Source organism: Myxococcus sp. MH1 (assembly GCF_059738865.1).
On the sequence record NZ_AP026947.1, the window covers coordinates 4,564,815 to 4,581,881 of the forward strand.

Annotated in this window: 15 protein-coding genes and 1 other RNA gene; 3 read left to right on the forward strand and 13 right to left on the reverse strand. The window is 69.7% G+C overall.

All coding sequences use genetic code 11. From position 1 onward, the window contains the following. Nucleotides 1-292: 292 nt before the first annotated feature. The 5 genes from AC6JA9_RS18345 to ssrS all read right to left on the reverse strand — a co-directional run bounded on the left by AC6JA9_RS18345 (nucleotide 293) and on the right by ssrS (nucleotide 4,481). Nucleotides 293-1,429: a hypothetical protein gene (locus tag AC6JA9_RS18345; protein ID WP_497960310.1), complete on the reverse strand. Its 1,137-nt coding sequence runs from the start codon at nucleotides 1,427-1,429 to the stop codon at nucleotides 293-295. Nucleotides 1,430-1,529: 100 nt separating this feature from the next. Beyond that, a complete protein-coding gene (gene tyrS, locus AC6JA9_RS18350) occupies nucleotides 1,530-2,792 on the reverse strand; it encodes a tyrosine--tRNA ligase (RefSeq protein ID WP_223750057.1) in 1,263 nt (420 codons plus the stop codon). A 59-nt stretch (nucleotides 2,793-2,851) separates the two neighbouring features. Next, nucleotides 2,852-3,643, reverse strand: coding sequence for a TIGR00282 family metallophosphoesterase (locus AC6JA9_RS18355; RefSeq protein WP_141322810.1), 792 nt, complete (start codon nucleotides 3,641-3,643; stop codon nucleotides 2,852-2,854). Next, a complete protein-coding gene (locus AC6JA9_RS18360; protein ID WP_141322811.1) occupies nucleotides 3,640-4,266 on the reverse strand; it encodes a 5-formyltetrahydrofolate cyclo-ligase in 627 nt (208 codons plus the stop codon). Before AC6JA9_RS18360 ends, AC6JA9_RS18355 begins: the two co-directional genes overlap by 4 nt. A gap of 19 nt (nucleotides 4,267-4,285) precedes the next feature. After that, a non-coding RNA gene (gene ssrS / locus AC6JA9_RS18365) (6S RNA) lies at nucleotides 4,286-4,481 on the reverse strand. A gap of 196 nt (nucleotides 4,482-4,677) precedes the next feature. Between ssrS and AC6JA9_RS18370 the strand changes: the two genes are divergently transcribed. From AC6JA9_RS18370 to AC6JA9_RS18380, 3 genes are all read left to right on the forward strand, one after another. Next, on the forward strand, nucleotides 4,678-5,610 hold the full coding sequence (locus AC6JA9_RS18370) for a tetratricopeptide repeat protein (protein ID WP_223750056.1): 933 nt from the start codon (nucleotides 4,678-4,680) through the stop codon (nucleotides 5,608-5,610). Beyond that, complete coding sequence (locus tag AC6JA9_RS18375; protein ID WP_223750055.1) at nucleotides 5,607-6,590, forward strand: serine/threonine-protein kinase; 984 nt, start codon at nucleotides 5,607-5,609, stop codon at nucleotides 6,588-6,590. Before AC6JA9_RS18370 ends, AC6JA9_RS18375 begins: the two co-directional genes overlap by 4 nt. Before the next feature lie 120 nt (nucleotides 6,591-6,710). Further along, complete coding sequence (locus AC6JA9_RS18380; RefSeq protein WP_223750054.1) at nucleotides 6,711-6,893, forward strand: hypothetical protein; 183 nt, start codon at nucleotides 6,711-6,713, stop codon at nucleotides 6,891-6,893. Between the two features lie 36 nt (nucleotides 6,894-6,929). On the opposite strand, the gene AC6JA9_RS18385 is transcribed toward AC6JA9_RS18380, so the two are convergent. From AC6JA9_RS18385 to AC6JA9_RS18420, 8 genes are all read right to left on the reverse strand, one after another. Next, on the reverse strand, nucleotides 6,930-8,153 hold the full coding sequence (locus AC6JA9_RS18385; protein ID WP_408890684.1) for a right-handed parallel beta-helix repeat-containing protein: 1,224 nt from the start codon (nucleotides 8,151-8,153) through the stop codon (nucleotides 6,930-6,932). A gap of 485 nt (nucleotides 8,154-8,638) precedes the next feature. Further along, nucleotides 8,639-9,784, reverse strand: a complete 1,146-nt coding sequence (locus tag AC6JA9_RS18390) for a cysteine desulfurase family protein (protein WP_497960312.1) — start codon at nucleotides 9,782-9,784, stop codon at nucleotides 8,639-8,641. Then, nucleotides 9,781-10,902, reverse strand: coding sequence for a DHH family phosphoesterase (locus AC6JA9_RS18395; RefSeq protein ID WP_497960313.1), 1,122 nt, complete (start codon nucleotides 10,900-10,902; stop codon nucleotides 9,781-9,783). Before AC6JA9_RS18395 ends, AC6JA9_RS18390 begins: the two co-directional genes overlap by 4 nt. Before the next feature lie 219 nt (nucleotides 10,903-11,121). After that, nucleotides 11,122-11,964: a Fic family protein gene (locus AC6JA9_RS18400; protein ID WP_141322818.1), complete on the reverse strand. Its 843-nt coding sequence runs from the start codon at nucleotides 11,962-11,964 to the stop codon at nucleotides 11,122-11,124. 114 nt (nucleotides 11,965-12,078) lie between these two features. Beyond that, on the reverse strand, nucleotides 12,079-13,416 hold the full coding sequence (locus tag AC6JA9_RS18405) for a DUF8689 domain-containing protein (protein WP_141322819.1): 1,338 nt from the start codon (nucleotides 13,414-13,416) through the stop codon (nucleotides 12,079-12,081). Between the two features lie 151 nt (nucleotides 13,417-13,567). Then, complete coding sequence (locus AC6JA9_RS18410) at nucleotides 13,568-14,515, reverse strand: branched-chain amino acid transaminase (protein ID WP_223750050.1); 948 nt, start codon at nucleotides 14,513-14,515, stop codon at nucleotides 13,568-13,570. A 93-nt stretch (nucleotides 14,516-14,608) separates the two neighbouring features. Continuing rightward, a complete protein-coding gene (locus tag AC6JA9_RS18415; protein WP_223750049.1) occupies nucleotides 14,609-16,024 on the reverse strand; it encodes a patatin-like phospholipase family protein in 1,416 nt (471 codons plus the stop codon). 93 nt (nucleotides 16,025-16,117) lie between these two features. Further along, nucleotides 16,118-17,056 carry an AAA family ATPase gene (locus tag AC6JA9_RS18420; protein ID WP_141322822.1) on the reverse strand — a complete coding sequence of 313 codons (939 nt, stop codon included), beginning with the start codon at nucleotides 17,054-17,056 and terminating at the stop codon, nucleotides 16,118-16,120. Between the last annotated feature and the right edge of the window lie 11 nt (nucleotides 17,057-17,067).

Genomic DNA, 17,067 nt, shown 5'->3' on the forward strand with positions numbered 1-17,067 from the left:
GGCCGCCTGGTCCGTCCAGGCGCGAGCTTCCGCGTCCCTGAGGGGGGCCGTGGTGACCAGGGGGCGTGCGACTGCTGAAGTGGCCCCATGAGGCGCGTGCCTGTCGAGGCAGTCCGCGAGCTGAGCGGCTACTCACCGCGGGAGGCGGCGTGGTCCGTGGGATGGCGGAGTGGCGCCATGAGGCACATCGTGTGCCTCTCGAGGTGGTCCGCGAACGGAGCGGCTCCTCGCCGCAGGCGGCGGCGTTGTCGGTGGGGGGGCGTGTGGCGAAGCCTTCGGTGCTGCCCAGCGGCTACTCGCCGCAGGTGGCGGCGTTGTCCGTGGGGTGCAGCGTCGCGATGCCGTAGGTGCCGTTGCGCGTGCCGCACCAGATCTGCCAGCGCGTGTTGCCCAGGTCCTTCGCTGCGTACACGCCACCTTCCTTCTTCGCCCCATCCCGAGCGCAGCAGCGCGCGAAGGCCCGCGTCCCGATCGACATCAGGCCCACCGCGTCCTGCGAGTCGGTGAACCCGCCCACGCGCTTCTCGCCACAAGACCACGGGGCCACGCCCTGGAAGCGGATGAGGTACTGCTCCTTCGTCTTCGCGGAACCTCCGCGCACCGGGCCGCCGTAGCAGATGCGTCCCTCCGCCTCGAGCTGGGCGTAGCGCGGCAGGAAGTGCAGCCCGCCAATGGGACCGCGCTGCCAGTCGTCCCCACAGAACACGTGCGTGAAGGCGTTGCGCGGCCCCGTGCTCACCCACAGGCTCGTCAGCCAGTCGATGTTCGCCTGCCGGTTTCCAGGGCGCCCCGCAGCGGACAGCGCCGTCTGGAGCCGCGAGTCGTCGTAGTGCCGGGCGACGAAGCGCCGCACGTCCGCCGCGCTCACGCTCACGTCCGGCCGCGCGGGGCACAAATCCAACACCTCCCGGTCCATCGCCGACAGGGGAGGGGGCCTGGCGAACAGCGGCTCTCGCGAGCACGTCGTGGCGCAGCCCGAGGCCGGCTTCCACGACACGGCGGGCTTCGTCTCGGCGGCATACCGGGGAGCCTCGGCGCTCGGCGCGGTGACGACGACAGGCGCGCGGCGCTCCTCCTCACGCTCCGCCAGCTGCTTCTCACGACTGCGTGCGCGCTCGGACGACTCCGCCCGGTCCGCCGCCGCCAGCGTGGCCGCGCTCGGCGCCGAAGGGGCCGCGGACTCCTCGGCGCCCTCGCACAGCACCCAGCCCTCGGCGGAGGGGCCCCGCAGCTTGCACCACGCCCGGGCAGGGCCGCCCTTCTTGAGCAACGGATACGTCTTCCCAGCCTCCACGGTGAAGACGACGCGGGAGGACTCGGGCTGCTCCACCGCGTCGACGGAGGACTCGGAGACGAACGCGCCCGGGCCCGCGAGGGCGGGGAGGGCGCTCAGCAGCAGACCGAGGCTCAGGGCGGCGGAAAGACGCATGGTGCGCGGGACTGTATCCCAATCCCACCCCGCCCCTCGACACGAGGGACGGGACGGGCCACTCCTCGGCCACCAGGGACGCACCACCCCCGGAGGGAATTCACGCCAGCTTGACGCGCGCCGCCTTCAGCTTGCCCACCTGGAGCGTGTACTCGCCGGCGGACAGCTCCGCCTTCGGGTCCGTGGCCTTCTCGCCGTTCACCCGCACGCCGCCCTGGGCCAGCATCTTCCGGCCCTCGGTCGAGGACGCCACCAGCTTCGCCTCGGCCAGCACCTTCGTCAGCGGCAGCGTCGGCGCGCCGCCCAGCGACACGTCCACCTGGGGCAGCGCGTCCGCGGACAGCTCCTTCTTCGCGAAGCGCTTCTCGAAGTCCTCCTCCGCCTTGCGGCCCGCCTCCTCGTCGTGGAAGCGCGCCGTCATCTCCCGGGCGAAGGCCACCTTCGCGGCCTTGGGGTGCACCTCGCCGCTGGCCACCTTGGCCTTCAGCTCCGTGACTTCCTTGAGCGTCTTCGACGAGAGCAGCTCGTAGTAGCGCCACATCAGGTCGTCGGTGATGCTCATCAGCTTGCCGAACATGGTGTCCGCCGGCTCGCTGACGCCCACGTAGTTGTCCAGGCTCTTGGACATCTTGTCGCCGACGATCTTCCCGTCGATGAGGCGGGCGCCCAGGCCCTCGAGGATGGGACCCGTCATGATGACCTGCGGGGCCATGCTCTCCTCGCGCATGAGCTGCCGGCCCACCAGCAGGTTGAAGAGCTGGTCCGTCGCGCCCAGCTCCACGTCCGACTTCAGCGCCACGGAGTCGTAGCCCTGCAGCAGCGGGTAGAGCAGCTCGTGGATGGCGATGGAGACGTTGTCCCGGTGGCGCTTCTTGAAGTCGTCGCGCTCCAGCATGCGCTGCAGCGAGTAGCGCGACGCCAGGCGGATCATCCCCTCGGTGCCGAGCTTGTCGAGCCACTCGGAGTTGAAGCGGACCGTCGTCTTGTCCGCGTCCAGCACCTTGAAGACCTGCTGCTTGTACGTCTCCGCGTTCGCCTTCACCTCGTCGCGGGTGAGCGCCGGGCGCGTGGCGTTGCGCCCCGTGGGGTCTCCAATCAGCGCCGTGAAGTCGCCGATGAGGAACACCACCGAGTGGCCGAAGTCCTGGAAGCGCCGCATGCGCGTGAGCAGCAGCGAGTGGCCCAGGTGCAGGTCCGGCCGGCTCGGGTCGAACCCCGCCTTGATGACCAGCGGCTTGCCCGAGTCATACGAATACTGGAGCTTCTTCTTCAGGTCCTCGGGCGAGTGGAGGTCCACCGTGCCGCGGGTGACTTCTTCGAACTGCTCCTCGGGGGTCGCCTTGCGCAGTGCGTCCTGATTCATGGCCGGCGGACCATAACCGAAACCCCCGCCCTGCACGCGAGCCTTCCGCTTCCGGAAGTTCAGGTGCCCGGCAGGTGGACGCGCACGCGCTCGATGCTCCGGCCGCGGCCGGTGGCGTCGTCGATGTCCACCACCACGCCCTGCAGGTAGACGAGCCGCTCGGCCACTTCATAGGGCGCGTGCTTCTGCCCGAGGAACCGCGCCAGCGACTGCTCCTTCTTCATCCCGATGACGGAGTCGAGCGGGCCACACATGCCCACGTCGGTGATGAAGGCCGTGCCGCCGGGGAGGATGCGCTCGTCCGCCGTCTGCACGTGCGTGTGCGTGCCCACCACGACGGACACCCGCCCGTCCAGGTGCGCCCCCATGGCGTTCTTCTCGCTGGAGGCCTCGCAGTGCATGTCCACGAGGACGCACGGCGTGCGCGCCTTCAGCTCCTCCACCAACCCCAGCACCACCTCGAAGGGGTTGTCGTGGGGACGCATGAAGACGCGGCCCTCCAGGTTGATGACCCCCAGCGCGCGCCCGTCCGGGAGCGTCACCAGGCCATGGCCCTTGCCCGGGGTGTCCTTGGGATAGTTGGCGGGCCGGAGCAGCTTGTCCGGCCGCGCCGTCACCCAGGGGATGATGGATTTCTTGGACCAGAAGTGGTTGCCGCTCGTGAGCAGGTCCACGCCCGCGGACAGCAGGGTGTCGGCCGTCTCCGGAGAGATGCCGGCACCCTGGTCGCTGTTCTCCGCGTTGGCGATGGTCACTTCGATGCCATGGGTGGCCTTCAGGCGTGGCAGGAGGGCGCGGACGGCTTGAAGCCCCGGACGACCCACCACGTCTCCCATGAAGAGGACCTTCACGTATCCAGGAACTCTGGCTCGCGATGCAGGCCGCGGTGGACCTCGGACTCGGTCACCACGAGGTCCATGTCCACGTCGTCACCCGTCGTGGGCAGCACCGACACGAGCTGCTCCTTGAAGGCCAGTCCCACGCGCCGGCTCCGGGGACTCGCCGCGCGCAGGGTGGCGTCGTAGTAGCCGCCTCCGCGCCCCAGCCGCTTGCCGTCCTCCGTGAAGCCCAGTCCCGGCACCACGAACAGGTCGATCTGCTCCACCGCGATGAGATCCGACGCGTTCGTCGGCTCCCTCACGCCCAGCCGCCCGGGCTCCAGCTCCAGCTCGGACTTGATGGCCCGGAAGGAGAGGATCCGCCCGTGCACATGGGAGAGCGGGTAGCAGACGATCTTCCCGTCCTGCAGCGCCGCCTTGAGGATGTCCTGCGTGGGGACCTCGCCCTTGATGGGGGCGTAGAGCGCCACGTACCGCGCCTTCTCGTAATACTTCGTCGCCAGGAATCGAGATTGGACCTTGAGACCCCGCGTATCGATGAGATCGGGCGTCATCGCCTTGCGGCGCGCCGTCAACTCATCCCGCAGCGTCTGCTTCCTCGCCGCCGCCGCCTCTTCCACCACCGTCTCGCTCACCGCCGCCGCTCCGCAGAAAAAGTCCCCCGCCGCATGGCCGTGTGCCCAGCGTCCATTGAACCCTCAAAAGCCAGGTGGGAACCGAAATCATGCCGCCGCAGGCTTCCCTCATCCCCCGTGAGGAGGGAGGGCTTGCACATGGCGACCGAAACGGACCCCGGAATGGACGTATCGGTTCGAATTTCTGCTGGGCATCACGCGCCCCGCAGGGGACAGCCCTTGAAACAAAGCTACAGTGCCACCAAGGTCCCGAAATTACAGCGAAAACTCGCGACCACCTTTTGAAATGATAAGGATGGGAAGCGGCGAGGTCAAGGCATCCTCGCGCGTTTACAAGGCGGGCGCAGGCCCCCTATGATGGCAGTCCCCCACACCCCGCACATGCCGCCCTCGCTTCTAAACAAGGGACTCGTGACGGCTCTTTCCGTCGCCTCCGGCCTCGCCTGGGCGGGACCGAAGCTCGCAGGCCCCTACCAGGGGGATACCTACGGGCAGGTGGACCTGCACATGGAAGGCGAGCGCCTGGTGGGCTTGTCCGCCGGGTCCGGAGGTGGCTGCAAGTTCGCCCCTGGCACGGAAGTCCTGTCCGGAGAGTTCCAGGGCAACGTCCTGGTGGCCACGGTGCAGCTCTGCCTGGAGGGCCCCCCGCCGGACTGCGTGGGGGTGAGGCCCTTCACGGCGCTGGCCGTCTACAACCCCAACTCGCTGGTGCTCAGCGCGCACTTCCGGCTGCCGCCCAAGTGTCACTCGCCCGGGTTGAAGGACTCGGTGCTGACGCTGCGCGGAGTCCGGGGGGCGGAGCCGGTGGAGCGCGAGGAGGAGGTGCCCGCCGCGCCCCCCGATGCGGTGGAGGCGTCCCTGGCGCCGGCGAAGGAGGCCTCGGCGGCGCGGCCCCAGCCCCTGGGGACCCGGCCGGTGGAGCTGGGGCAGAACCTGCTGGCGAACGGCAAGTGGGACATGGCCCGGGCGCGCTTCGAGGCGGCGCTGGCCGAGGACAACAAGGACATCGACGCGCTGGTGGGCATGGCCGCCAGCAACCTGGGCTCGGGCAACGCCGTCCGGGCGGTGGAGTACCTGGAGCGGATCCGCCCGGTGCCGCCGTCGCGGCCGGACGTCTACGCGTGGCAGGCGTACGCGGCGGAGCAGCAGGGCTTCAAGGGGCGCGTGGTGCCGCTGCTGCGCCGGGCGCTGGAGCTGAACTGGGCGCCGGAGAGTCCGAAGCCCTGGGAGGCGGTGCTGGTGCGGGCGCTCGCCGCGGACATCGAGCAGGTGCAGAAGACGGTGAAGAATCGCAAGCGCGCGCCGGGCCGCGAGTCGGCGGGAGCCGGAAGCTCGAGCCCGTGAGCCAGACGCCTTCGCCTCCGAAAGCCCAGCGGGTCTTCGGCCCCTATGAAATCCTCTCCGTGCTCGGCAAGGGCGGCATGGCGGAGGTGTACCGCGCGCGGGTGCTGTCGGGCCCGCGCGAGGGGTGGACCGTCGCGCTCAAGCGGCTCTTGCCGGCGCTGACGGCGGACCCGGACTCGGTGACGTTGTTCTCGCGCGAGGCGCAGCTGTCCAAGCAGCTGCACCACCCGAACATCGTGACGGTGTTGGATGCCGGTGAGCTGGAGGGCATCTACTTCATCGTCATGGAGCTGGTGGACGGGCGGGACCTGGGGCAGATCCTCCGCCGCTGCAAGGTGCGAGGCATCCCCCTGCCGCTCGACTTCGCGGTGTACCTGGGCAAGGTGCTGCTGGAGGCGCTGGCGTACGCGCACTCCGCCACCGGCGCGCAGGGCGAGCCGCTGGGCATCGTCCACTGCGACGTGTCCCCGTCGAACCTGTTCATCTCCCGCGTGGGGGAGATCAAGCTGGGGGACTTCGGCGTCTCGCGCGTGCTCGTGGACGGCAAGCTCCAGGAGGGGGAGGTGCTGGGCAAGCCGTACTACCTCTCCCCGGAGTCGCTCCTGGGCGAGGTGAGCCCGGAGGCGGACCTGTGGGCGGCGACGGTGGTGCTCTACGAGCTGCTCACCCTGGAGCGCCCCTTCACGGGCGCCACGCCGGACGAGGTCTTCCAGGCCATCCGCTCCCGCGCGTACCGGCCGCTGCGCGAGCTGCGTCCGGAGGTTCCCGAGGCGCTCGAGGACGTCGTGCGGCGCGCCTTCTCCGAGCGCCCCGAGGACCGGTTCACCACGGCGGAGTCCTTCGCCCAGGCGCTCGCGCCGCATTACGACGAGCGCGTGGGGACGCCGCTGGCCATCGCCGCGGTGGTGCGCGGGCTGTTCGGCGCCAGCGACATCATGCCCGCGGTGGTGGTGCCCCCGCCTTCCTCGGGCACGGAGTAGGGGAGCGGCCACGCGCCCCGCTGTCGCCTCGGCGCTGGCAGTCCCACGAGGGCGCGGGGATGACGAACCTCCTCGCATGCCGCGCCAAGGTGCGCGCGGCGCCCCCTCGCGAGGACCGCCATGGCCACCCAGAAGCCCCCGCCGCCGAAGCCCGAAGAGTCCGCCCCCGAGCGCAAGACGCGTGAGGAGCAGCCCGAGCGGCTGCCCGCCCGGCCCGAGGAGCCTCGCGAGGACGGGATGCCGGGCTACGGCCAGCCGGACGAAGAGGTGCGCGAGAAGTCGCTGCCCGATCAACCGTGGTAGCGCCCAGGCGCCGCTCACCGCGCCGCGGGCGACGTGTCACTCCTCGCCGACCATGGGCGGTGATTGCCCATCGTCGGGCTCGGCGGTGATGAGCGAGGAGCCCTGTTCCAGGTTGAAGGGGGCCAGCCGGTTCTGCCAGGTGGTGAAGGTGCCGATGGAGAGGAGTCCGAAGGCGCTGAACTTGCCGTCCGCCCCCTCGTAGCGATTGCGGTCCATCCGCAGTCCGGGGCGGGCGGTGTCGCGTCCCAGCTTCACGAAGCTCGTCATGTCGCGCAGCGTGTTGCCGTAGACCTGCAGGTCCGTGACGACGAGCGGCTCGTCCGCGGCGAGCCGCAGCCCCGAGTCCTCCGTCCGCTCGATGATGTTGTCGAGCACCCTCACCCGGTGCGCCCGCACGATGCGGATGCCCTGGCCATTGGCCCGGTTCGCGAAGTTGAAGATGTCCGTCACCACGTTGCCCTTCACCAGCACGTCGACGGGATTGTCCACGGGGGAGAGGCCGCCGATGGAGATGCCCCTCCCCGCCAGGAAGATGGCGTTGCCGATGATGCGGATGTTCGTGGCGTCCTCGTGCACCAGCACCGCCTCCGCCGCCGACGTCGTCGCCTGCCACGGGAAGCGCTCCAGGTTCGGGAAGCGGAAGAACACGTTGCCCTGGATGGCCAGGTCGTCACACGCCTTCACGTCGATGCCGTTCTCCCCGCAGTCGTGCATCTGGTTCCCCTCGATGAAGAGCGCGGAGGGGCGGCCCTCGTTGGGCTGGCACTGCACGGCGTCTCCCGAGGCGTCATGCAGATCGTTCCCCACGATGAAGACCTCGCGCGACGCCCCCTTCACCACGACGGCGTGGGAGTCCTGACCCCATCGCGAGAAGTCATGCACCTTGTTGCCGGAGATGAGCAGCCGTGAGGCGTCGCTGACGACCACGCCACCTCCCGCGCGCCCGCCGTGGAGCAGCGAATCGGTGAGCTGCGTGCACGTGGTGTCGTTCTCGAACAACGCCGCGAACGAGGGCCGCTCGCGCACGTCGACCTCGACGAACTCGACCACCCAATAGGGCTGGCTCAGCATCACCAGGCTGCCCACGTCGGTGGCGGAGGGGACGATGATGGGGCGCGCGGCGCGCTCACCTCGCAGCACGATGGGCGCGGAGGCCGTGCCGGCGCGCGCCTTCAGCGGCGTGATGGCGACCTGCTCCGGATAGATGCCCGCGTGGACCTGGATGATGTTCCCTGGCTGTGCCTCCCTCACCGCCGCCATGATGGTGGTGAAGGGATTGGCGCGAGAGCCGAGCGGCGCCTCGGCATCCCGAGGTCCCAGGTTCGCGACGTGGAGCGTGGCGCCGAGCGCCGCCTCCGGCCCCGGGCAGCGATCTCTAAAAGCACTCGCGGCCTCGAGCGGCATCGCGTCCTCGTCCCACAGCGGCGTCGGCGCGCTCGCGGCCCGCGTGACGTCCTCCGTCGGCGAGGCGTCCTCCTGCCCCGAGCCCGGCGCGCACGCGAGCGCGAGCGCACCCGCGAGCACCGCGAGTCGATGCGTCAGCCACTGCTTCCCCCCTGAGCCCATCCCCATGTGTTCCCCCCGTGCATCGGCAGCGGAAAGAATGGTTTCCACCGGAGCGGGCATGTTCAAGGTCCATGCACCCCAGGGGGGATGGGGCATTCAACGCCGGATGCTCGCGCGCGTGATGGGCGGCCGCGTCAATCGCGCCTTGCACCCTGCAAGCACGCCGGGCCACGCCGGCCTCAGCCCGAGAGCGCCCTGACGGTGGGGACGTGACGACGCAGGGCGTCGACGACCTGTCGCACGTCCTCCTCGCGTGTCTCGGAGCCCAGGCTGAAGCGCAGGCTGCCTCGGGCCTCGGCCGCCGACAGGCCCATGGCCCGGAGCACATGCGAGGGCGTCAGCGTTCCGGAGGCACACGCGGCGCCCATCGACACGCAGATGCCCTCGAGGTCCAACGCGATGAGCAGCGCCTCGCCCTCGACCCCCTCGAAGCGCAGGTTGCTGGTGTTGGGCACGCGCGGCGCGCCCGCGCCATTGACCACCACGCCCGGCACCTGCGCGAGCACCGCCTGCTCGAAGGCGTCTCTCAGCGCGCCGACGCGCGAGGCCACCTGGGGCTGCTCGCTCGCGGCCAGCTCCAGCGCGAGCGCGAGTGCTTCCGCGTGCGGGATGTTCTGCGTCCCTCCGCGCCGGCCCCCCTCCTGGTGTCCCGGCGTGAGGGCCCGCACGTCCACGCCCTTGCGCACCACCAGCACGCCGACCCCCGAGGGGCCGCCGAACTTGTGCGCGGACAGCGACAGGAGGTCCGCGTCCACCTCGCGCAACGACAGCGGCACCTTGCCCGCCGCCTGCACCGCGTCCGTGTGGAAGAGCACGCCCTGCTTGCGACACGCGCGCGAGAGCTCCGCCGCGGGCTGCACCACGCCCGTCTCGTTGTTGGCCCACATCAACGAGCACAGCGCGGTGTCCGGCGTCAGCGCCGCGAGCAGGTCCTCCTCACGCACCCGTCCGTCCGGGCCCGGCGCCACCCGCACCACCTGCGCGCCCTCTTGCTCCAGCCGCGCCACCGCGCCGAGCAGGGCGGGGTGCTCCACCGAGGACGTCACCACGCGGCGTCGCTCCGCCACGGGACGCGTGTGAAAGGCGCCCACCAGCGCGAGCGCGTCCGCCTCGCTGCCGGAGGCGGTGAAGCAGACTTCCTTCGGCTCGCAGCCCAGCACCCGCGCCACCCGGGCCCGGGCGGCATCCAGCCTGGCGCGGGCCTCGCGTCCGGCCGCGTGCACGCTGGACGCGTTGCCGTGGCCCCCTTGCAGAAAGGCGCGCGCGAGCAGCGAGGCCACCTCCGCGCGCACGGGTGCGGCGGCGTTGTGGTCCCAGTAGATCACGAGTCCTGCGCGGACAGCAGCGACACGGGCCGCTCGTCGGCGACGCCGAAGGCCTCGAGGAAGCGGATCACCAGCTCGCGCTTGAGCGCCTTGCGCTGCGCCGCCTTGCCCGACAACGGCAGCCGCGCGCCCGCCATGCTGCCGTGGCCGCCGGACGAGCCGCCGTAGTCCTCGAAGATCTCCCGGATGAGCCGGCCCGCGTTCATCCGCCGGTCCTTCACGCGCAGGCTGAAGTAGAGCTGGTTGCGGTACGTGCCGAAGGCCAGCGACCACTTGGTGCCCTCGAGGAACATCAGCCGCTCGGCGACCTCGGCCACCATGTCCGGGGAGTAGACCTCCTCCAGGTCGGTGACGATGGCGGTGCCGTACACCTTCGCCCGCTCGAAGGCCGTGTGGTACAGCTGGAAGTAGCGCGCCGGCAGCTCCGGGTGCTCGATCTGCGCGAGCATCGACTTGTCCATGCGCGGGAACAGCCACAGGTAGCTGTCGATGTCCGTCTGCGTCGTCTCGCGGCCCAGGTCGCGCGTGTCCGCCTTGATGCCGTAGAACAGCGCGGTGGCCACCTCCACCGAGGGCTCCACGCGCGCGGCGCGCAGGTACTCCACCAGCATGGTGGACGTGGCGCCGAAGTCGCCGCCCACGTCCGCGAACGGCGAGGCCAGGCTCTCCTCACGCAGCGGATGGTGGTCCACCACCAGGTGCGCCTCCATGCGCGCGGGCAGCGAGTGGTTGCCCACCTTGGGCTGCGTGTCCACCAGCCCGAAGAGGTCGTACTCGTCGAAGTCCAGCTGCGACACGTGCGAGACGGGCAGCCGCAGCACCTTCACGAAGGCGATGTTCTCCGCCCGGCCGATGATGCCCCCGTAGCCCACCTGGGCCTCCAGGTTCGCCCGGCGCTCGAGCAGTTGGGCGAGCGCCACCGCGGCGGCCAGCGAGTCCGGATCCGGGTTGTCGTGGGTGAGGATGAGCGCCTTGCGATGGCCCTTGGCCACCTCGAGCAGCCGCTCCAGCTTGTCCCGCGCCGACAGCAGGGCCAGTCGCGGTGGCGGAGGCTCCGTCAGCTCGCCCCCCGAGGCTCCCTGGGCACGGCGGCTGTTGAAGGACTGTGTCACGGGCATGGAGTGGTCTTCTTTACTTCCTCCGGCTCCCGGTTTCGAGGGGCCGGCGGGTGCGGGGTGTCTGCCGCACACCAAAGTTGCAGATGCCCCGGCCGACGTTCACGCGGGGGCGGAAGACCGGGTGCCCGGACGCCTTCCTGCCCCGGGTGCGGAGGCCCGCCCTTCCGGCGGCGGGCCTTGCCGGCCGGAGGGGGCCTGGTCTTCCTGGCGGGAGGGGACCTAGTTGTTGATGGCCTTGTACTTGCGGCCCAGGTCCCGGAAGTACTTCACGCCGTTGTCGAGCGAGTTCTCCATCGCGTCCATCAGCACCGTGCGGAACTGCGCCGCCGGGCCGCGGAAGCACTCGTAATAGCGCTGCCGATCGATGGAGTGGATGACCGCGGGCATGTAGTTGTTGCGCAGCAGGATGAGGTTGCTGCACATGCGCCCCACCTTCCCGCTGTGCTCGGTGAAGGGGAAGATCTGCAGGAACATGTGCTGCACCGTGGCGGCCTGCTTGATGGGGTGGAACTCGCGGAACTCCGCGCTGGCCGTGTAGTCCACCAGCTTCTCCAGCGCGGGCTGGATCTTCGCGGGCTGGTGGATGTCGTGGAAGTACGTGCGGTGCAGCGGCATGTCCTTGCGCAGCCCCGAGCGCTCACGCTCCTTGGCGAGCTCCTTCTCGGTGCGCTCCCGTCGCTCCATGCGCGCGCGCTCGGCCAGCGCCTCGGGGGTGTTCCCGAGGAAGAGGTCGTGCATCCGCTTGATGGTGGTGAGGGTGATCTGCGCCTGCTTCTTGGCGCCCGCGGCTTCCTCGCGGATGAAGTCGCAGACGGCCTTGTGGTTGCGGATCTCGAGCACCACCGGAATCATCGAGGCCTCGGCGCTCGCGCGTTGCGGATACAGCGCGGCCTTCAGCTCCTGGTGGGTGTAGACCACGCCTTCCAACGCGGCGTCGTGGTAGATCCACGACATCTCGAACTGCTCGAGGAAGTCACGCGCCTGCTGCTTGTCCTTGAAGATCTCGAGGTAATCGCGCAGCGCCTCGTTCTTCTCGTCGATGTCCTGGTAGCGTTCCTTCACGGACTGCGGCTCCTTCTTGCGCCGAGCCACCCAAGAGTGGCCATAGCGTGCGGCCGAGCGATACAACGGCATGCGGATTCTAGAAATTCCGCACGGTTGTAACAACGAATTCCGTTAGAGATTGACGAGGAAGACCTCGCACGCCTGGTCGAGCAGGTCCTTGGAGAGGGCGGGCGGGATCTGCCGGTAGCGCGCCGCGTCCTTGATGAGTCCCACCAGGTCCCGGGGGTGACAGGCGCGCAGCTGCATGGTCCGCGGCTTGTAGTAGTGCTCGATGAGGTACGTGACGGCCTGGTCCACATAGGGGATTCCCGCCGCCTCGCACACCCGGCGGAAGATCTCCCGGTAGGACTCCTCGTCCGGATTCGTGACCTCAATCTTGTACTTGATGCGCCGCAGGAAGGCCTCGTCCACCAGCTCCTTCGGATCAAGATTCGTTGAAAACACGAGAAGCTGATCAAACGGGATTTCGAACTTCTTCCCGGTATGCAGGGTAAGGAAGTCGACGCGCTTCTCGAGGGGGACGATCCACCGGTTGAGCAGGTCCGTGGGGTGGACCTTCTGGCGGCCGAAGTCGTCGATGAGGAGCATGCCGCCGTTGGCCTTCACCTGGAACGGGGCCTCGTAGAAGCGGGTGCTCTCCGAGTAGATGAGGTCGAGCGTCTCCAGCGTGAGCTCGCCGCCGACGACGACGGCGGGTCTGCGGCAGAGCATCCACCGGTTGTCCATCTCGAAGGTCTGCCGGCGGCCGGAGGTGTCGCGGCCCAGCTCCAGCGGGACGGGGGTGTGGATGAGGTGGTCATGCACCTGGATGATCTGATTGCCGATCTCCAGGCAGTGCGGGACGTACACCTCGCCGCCGAACATGTGGGAGACGGCCTCGGCCAGGCTCGTCTTGCCGTTGCCGGGCGGGCCGTAGAGGAAGAGCGAGCGGCCGGAGTTCACCGCCGGGCCCAGCTTGTCCATCAGCTCCGCGGGCACGGTGAGGTGGCTGAGCGCCATCACCAGCTCCTCCTGGCTGACGACGGGCGTCTCCTCGGTCTGGCTGGTGATGAGCGCGTTGTACTGCTCGATGGGGACGGGGGCGGGGCCCACGTAGGTGGTGCGGGTGAGCGCGTCGCGCGCGTACTCGCGGCCCTTCTCCGTGAGGATGAACTCCACCGAGGCGCGGCCGAAGCCCTTGCCACCCCGCAGGTCCACCAGCTTCTCCGTGGCGAGGAAATCCACCACGTGCTCGATGACGCCCGGCCACGGCAGCCGCATCTCGTCGGCGATGCCCATGCCGGTGCCCGTACCGGAGTAGTAGAGGAACTTGAGCGCGATGTCCGCGAGCAGGCCCATCTTGAGCCCCGTCTCCTCCACCGTCTTCGGCTCGGCCGGGGCGATGTCCAGGATGGACGGGTTCTCTAGCTTGAATGGATTGTCGTCGTATGCGGGGCCGGCGGGTGCCATCGGGGCCTTTCTAGCCCAATCCGGTGGGTGGAGGGCAGGCGACGATGGGGGGGAGGGTCTTCCGTCACCGGGGCGTCGGGGCCCTCGGGTGGAGGAAGGGACGTCGGGCTCCCGGGCCGTCAGGGGCGCCGGGAGCCGGACGGGTGGAGCGTCAGACGTAGGTGAGCCACTCGGCGTAGCGCGGCTCCTGGCCCCGGACGGTGCGGAAGTACGTCTCCTGCACGAAGGTGCCGATGGGGCCGGGCTTGCCGGTGCCGACCATGCGGTCGTCCACCTCGCGCACCGGGGTGATTTCCGCGGCGGTGCCCGTGAAGAAGATCTCGTTGCAGATGTAGAGCGCGTCGCGGGTGAAGGTGACCTCGTCCACCTCGCGGCCGCTGTCGCGCAAGATCTTCAGCACGGTGTCGCGGGTGATGCCGTCGAGGATGGGCGAGGACAGGGGCGGCGTCTTGATGACGCCCTTCTTGTTCACCATGAAGATGTTCTCGCCGGACGCCTCGGCCACGAAGCCGCTGATGTCCAGGAGGATGGCCTCGTCATAGCCGCCGAGCACCGCCTCGCGCTTGGCGAGGATGGAGTTGACGTACTGGCCCGAGATCTTGCCGCGCACCATGTTCACGTTGACGTGCATGCGGGTGAAGGAGCTCACCTTGGCGCGGATGCCCTCGCGGATGCCCTTGTCGCCCAGGTACGCGCCCCAATCCCACGCCGTCACGGCGACGCGGGTGGGGTTGACGGCGCCCAGGCCCATGGCGCCGTCGCCCATGAAGGCCACCGGCCTCAGGTACGCGCCGTTGGCGAACAGGTCCTTCTGCTTGCGCAGCACGTCCAGGCACGCCTCGACCAGCTCGTCCTCGGAGTACGGAATCTTCAGCATGATGATGTGCGCCGAGTCGAGCAGCCGGCGGATGTGCTCACGCAGGCGGAACACAGCGAGCCGGCCATCATGCGTGCGGTACGCGCGGATGCCCTCGAACGCGCCCAGCCCATAGTGGAGGGCGTGCGTCATCACATGGACATGGCCCTCGTCCCATTTCACCAATCTGCCGTCGAGCCAGATCTGGTCGGCACGCAATACGCTGGTCGAGGTGGAGCTCATGCGGGGGTTCCTTCGCCCTGAAAAGTGGAACTGCCCCGCCCTTCTAGCCACCACACGCTATGAGGTCAAAGCGTGAAAGCCGTTCCCCGGAATTCAGAGCACGGCGGGCAAGGGGGTCAGCATGCGGCGGAGCCACGGCAGGTCGTCCGCCATGGCCTTGCGGCCGAAGTGGAGGGCCTTGGAGGCGAGCTCCACGGAGGGCACGACGTCGAGCGGTGAGAGCGTGCGAGGGAAGCGCTTGATGTGATGCGCGTAGGGCAGGTTGGGCGCCACCGTCATCGCCGCGAGCCGCTGCAGGGGCAGCCAGAAGGGCGTGGCGAGGCGGGGCGCGAAGCCGTCCAGCGCGAGGATGAAGGTGTTGCGCGTGCCGATGCGCCCCTTGGCCACGGCCTTCCAGGCGGCCTTGGCGGGGAGGTTGTCGACGAGGCCTCCGTCGATGAAGCGCGCGATGCCGTGGTGCGCCATCAGCCCGTCGAGCAGCGAGTGCATGCGCGGGTCCTCGCGCAGCACGTCGTAGTGGATGACGCCGGGCAGGGCGGAGGAGAAGCCCGCGGCGTCGAGCGCGTCGAACTCGCCGCTCGCGTCGTCGGCGCCCAGGTGCAGGCGCATCGTGATTTCGGGGCGCGTGAAGAGCTCGGCCATGGCGCCCATGGCGGCCTGGATGCGGCGCGCGACCCCCACGGGGTCGAGCAGCCCCAGGGGGCTGGTGCCGAGCAGGCGCTCGTAATACTCGAGCGGCCTGGGGAGCATGCCCCGACGGATGCCGCCCACGGCGATGAGCGTGGGGACGGGGAGGTCCTTGAGCCGCATGCCGCTGCCCTCGGGGCCCGCGCCGAAGAAGCGGCCCAGGCCCGCGCGCAGGAACAGCCGCAGCGCGGCGGGCAGGCCGTAGCGGCTCTCCGTGGAGATGAAGCGGAAGAGCTTCCGGAAGGACAGGCCCCGGACGATGTTGATCATCTCCGTGGGGTCGAAGCGCGCCATGCGCGAGCGCATCAGCGCGAGCACCGCGCCCATCGACGCGCCCGCGAGCAGCCGGGGCTCCAGCGCGTGCTCGGCCAGCAGGCTCATCACGCCCAGGTACACGAAGGCGGTGCCGCCTCCGCCGCCCGTCACCATGACGAGCTCCTTGTGCCGCAGCTCCCTGTCCAGCGCCTCGGGCGGTACACGTCCCCGCAGTCGCGCGAGGACTCCATCGCGCGCGCGGGCCGCGTGCTCGCGCAAGTCCCTCACGTGCGGCACCAGCCTGTCCCGCGTGGGAGGCCTCGCGCCGTTCAGCACCGGGCCGAGCCGCCGCTCCACCTCCTCACGGAAAGGGGTGAGCTGCGCGCCCACGCCCACGTCGAGGCCGCCGTGCTGGACCTTGTAGAGCTTCGCGAGCGACAGCGCGGTGCGCAGCACGGCCTCCTCGCGCGCGTCGAGCAGGCCGGGGCCGTCCACGCACGCGCGCACGAGCGTCAGCTCCTGCTGCTCGAGCGGGCGGTTGATCTGGAAGCGTTCCTTCAGGAGCACGAGCGGCCAGGGCCTCGAGGAGAGCGGGCCGCCTGAGCATACACCGGTGGACGGATGCCCCGGCTCACGCGGAGGCGGGTGTCCCGACGCACCTCACGCCTGGGCGATCTGCGGCAGGTTGGCGCGCGCCTTCTCGATGTCGCCTTCGTACTTGAGGACGAGGTTGAGCGTGGAGGCCACCACGTCCGAGGTGAGCTGGTCCGCGTTGAGCAGCACCAGGCTCTGCGCCCAGTCCAGCGTCTCGCTGATGGAGGGAGCCTTCTTCAAGTCCAGCGCGCGGATGGCGGCGACGGCCTCCACCACCTGCTCGGCGAGCACCTGCGGCACCTGGGGCAGCCGGGAGCGGACGATGCGCAGCTCGCGCTCGCGGTCCGGGAAGTCGATGTGCAGGTGCAGGCAGCGGCGCTTGAGCGCGTCCGACAGCTCGCGCGCGGCGTTGGACGTGAGCAGCACGCGCGGGATGTGCTTCGCCCGGAACGTGCCCAGCTCCGGAATCGTGACGGCGTTGTCGGAGAGGACCTCCAGCAGGAAGGCCTCGAACTCCGGGTCCGCCTTGTCGATCTCGTCCACCAGCAGCAGGGCGGGGCGCTCGGACAGCTGCGCGCGCAGGATGGGGCGGGGCAACAGGAAGCGCTCGGAGAAGAACACCGCGTCGCCGGACGCCAGCCGATCCGCGGCCTCCGCCAGCGACTGGGTGCCCTCCACCATCTCCCCAATCTTGTCCTTGAGCAGCTGGGTGTAGAGCAGCTGCTTGGCGTACTCCCACTCGTAGAGCGCCTTGGCCTCGTCCAGGCCCTCGTAGCACTGGAGCCGGATGAGCTCGCGGCCCAGCGCGGCGGCCATGGCGCGCGCCAGCTCCGTCTTGCCCACGCCCGCGGGGCCCTCCACCAGGATGGGCTTGTCCATCCGGTCCGCCAGGAAGGCCGCGGTGGCGATCTCCGGTGAAGGCAGGTATCCCACCTGCTCGAGCTGCTTCTCTGCGTCCGCGACGCTGTCGAATCCGCGGACCTTGGCCGTCTCTGGGGTGCTCACGCGGCGGAACT

Coding starts and splice junctions, on each gene's coding strand:
- AC6JA9_RS18345 (WP_497960310.1), bottom strand. CDS start 1,429: ATGCGTCTTTCCGCCGCCCTGAGCCTCGGTCTGCTGCTGAGCGCCCTC.
- tyrS (WP_223750057.1), bottom strand. CDS start 2,792: ATGAATCAGGACGCACTGCGCAAGGCGACCCCCGAGGAGCAGTTCGAA.
- AC6JA9_RS18380 (WP_223750054.1), top strand. CDS start 6,711: ATGGCCACCCAGAAGCCCCCGCCGCCGAAGCCCGAAGAGTCCGCCCCC.
- AC6JA9_RS18385 (WP_408890684.1), bottom strand. CDS start 8,153: ATGGCGGCGGTGAGGGAGGCACAGCCAGGGAACATCATCCAGGTCCAC.
- AC6JA9_RS18395 (WP_497960313.1), bottom strand. CDS start 10,902: ATGCCCGTGACACAGTCCTTCAACAGCCGCCGTGCCCAGGGAGCCTCG.
- AC6JA9_RS18405 (WP_141322819.1), bottom strand. CDS start 13,416: ATGGCACCCGCCGGCCCCGCATACGACGACAATCCATTCAAGCTAGAG.
- AC6JA9_RS18410 (WP_223750050.1), bottom strand. CDS start 14,515: ATGAGCTCCACCTCGACCAGCGTATTGCGTGCCGACCAGATCTGGCTC.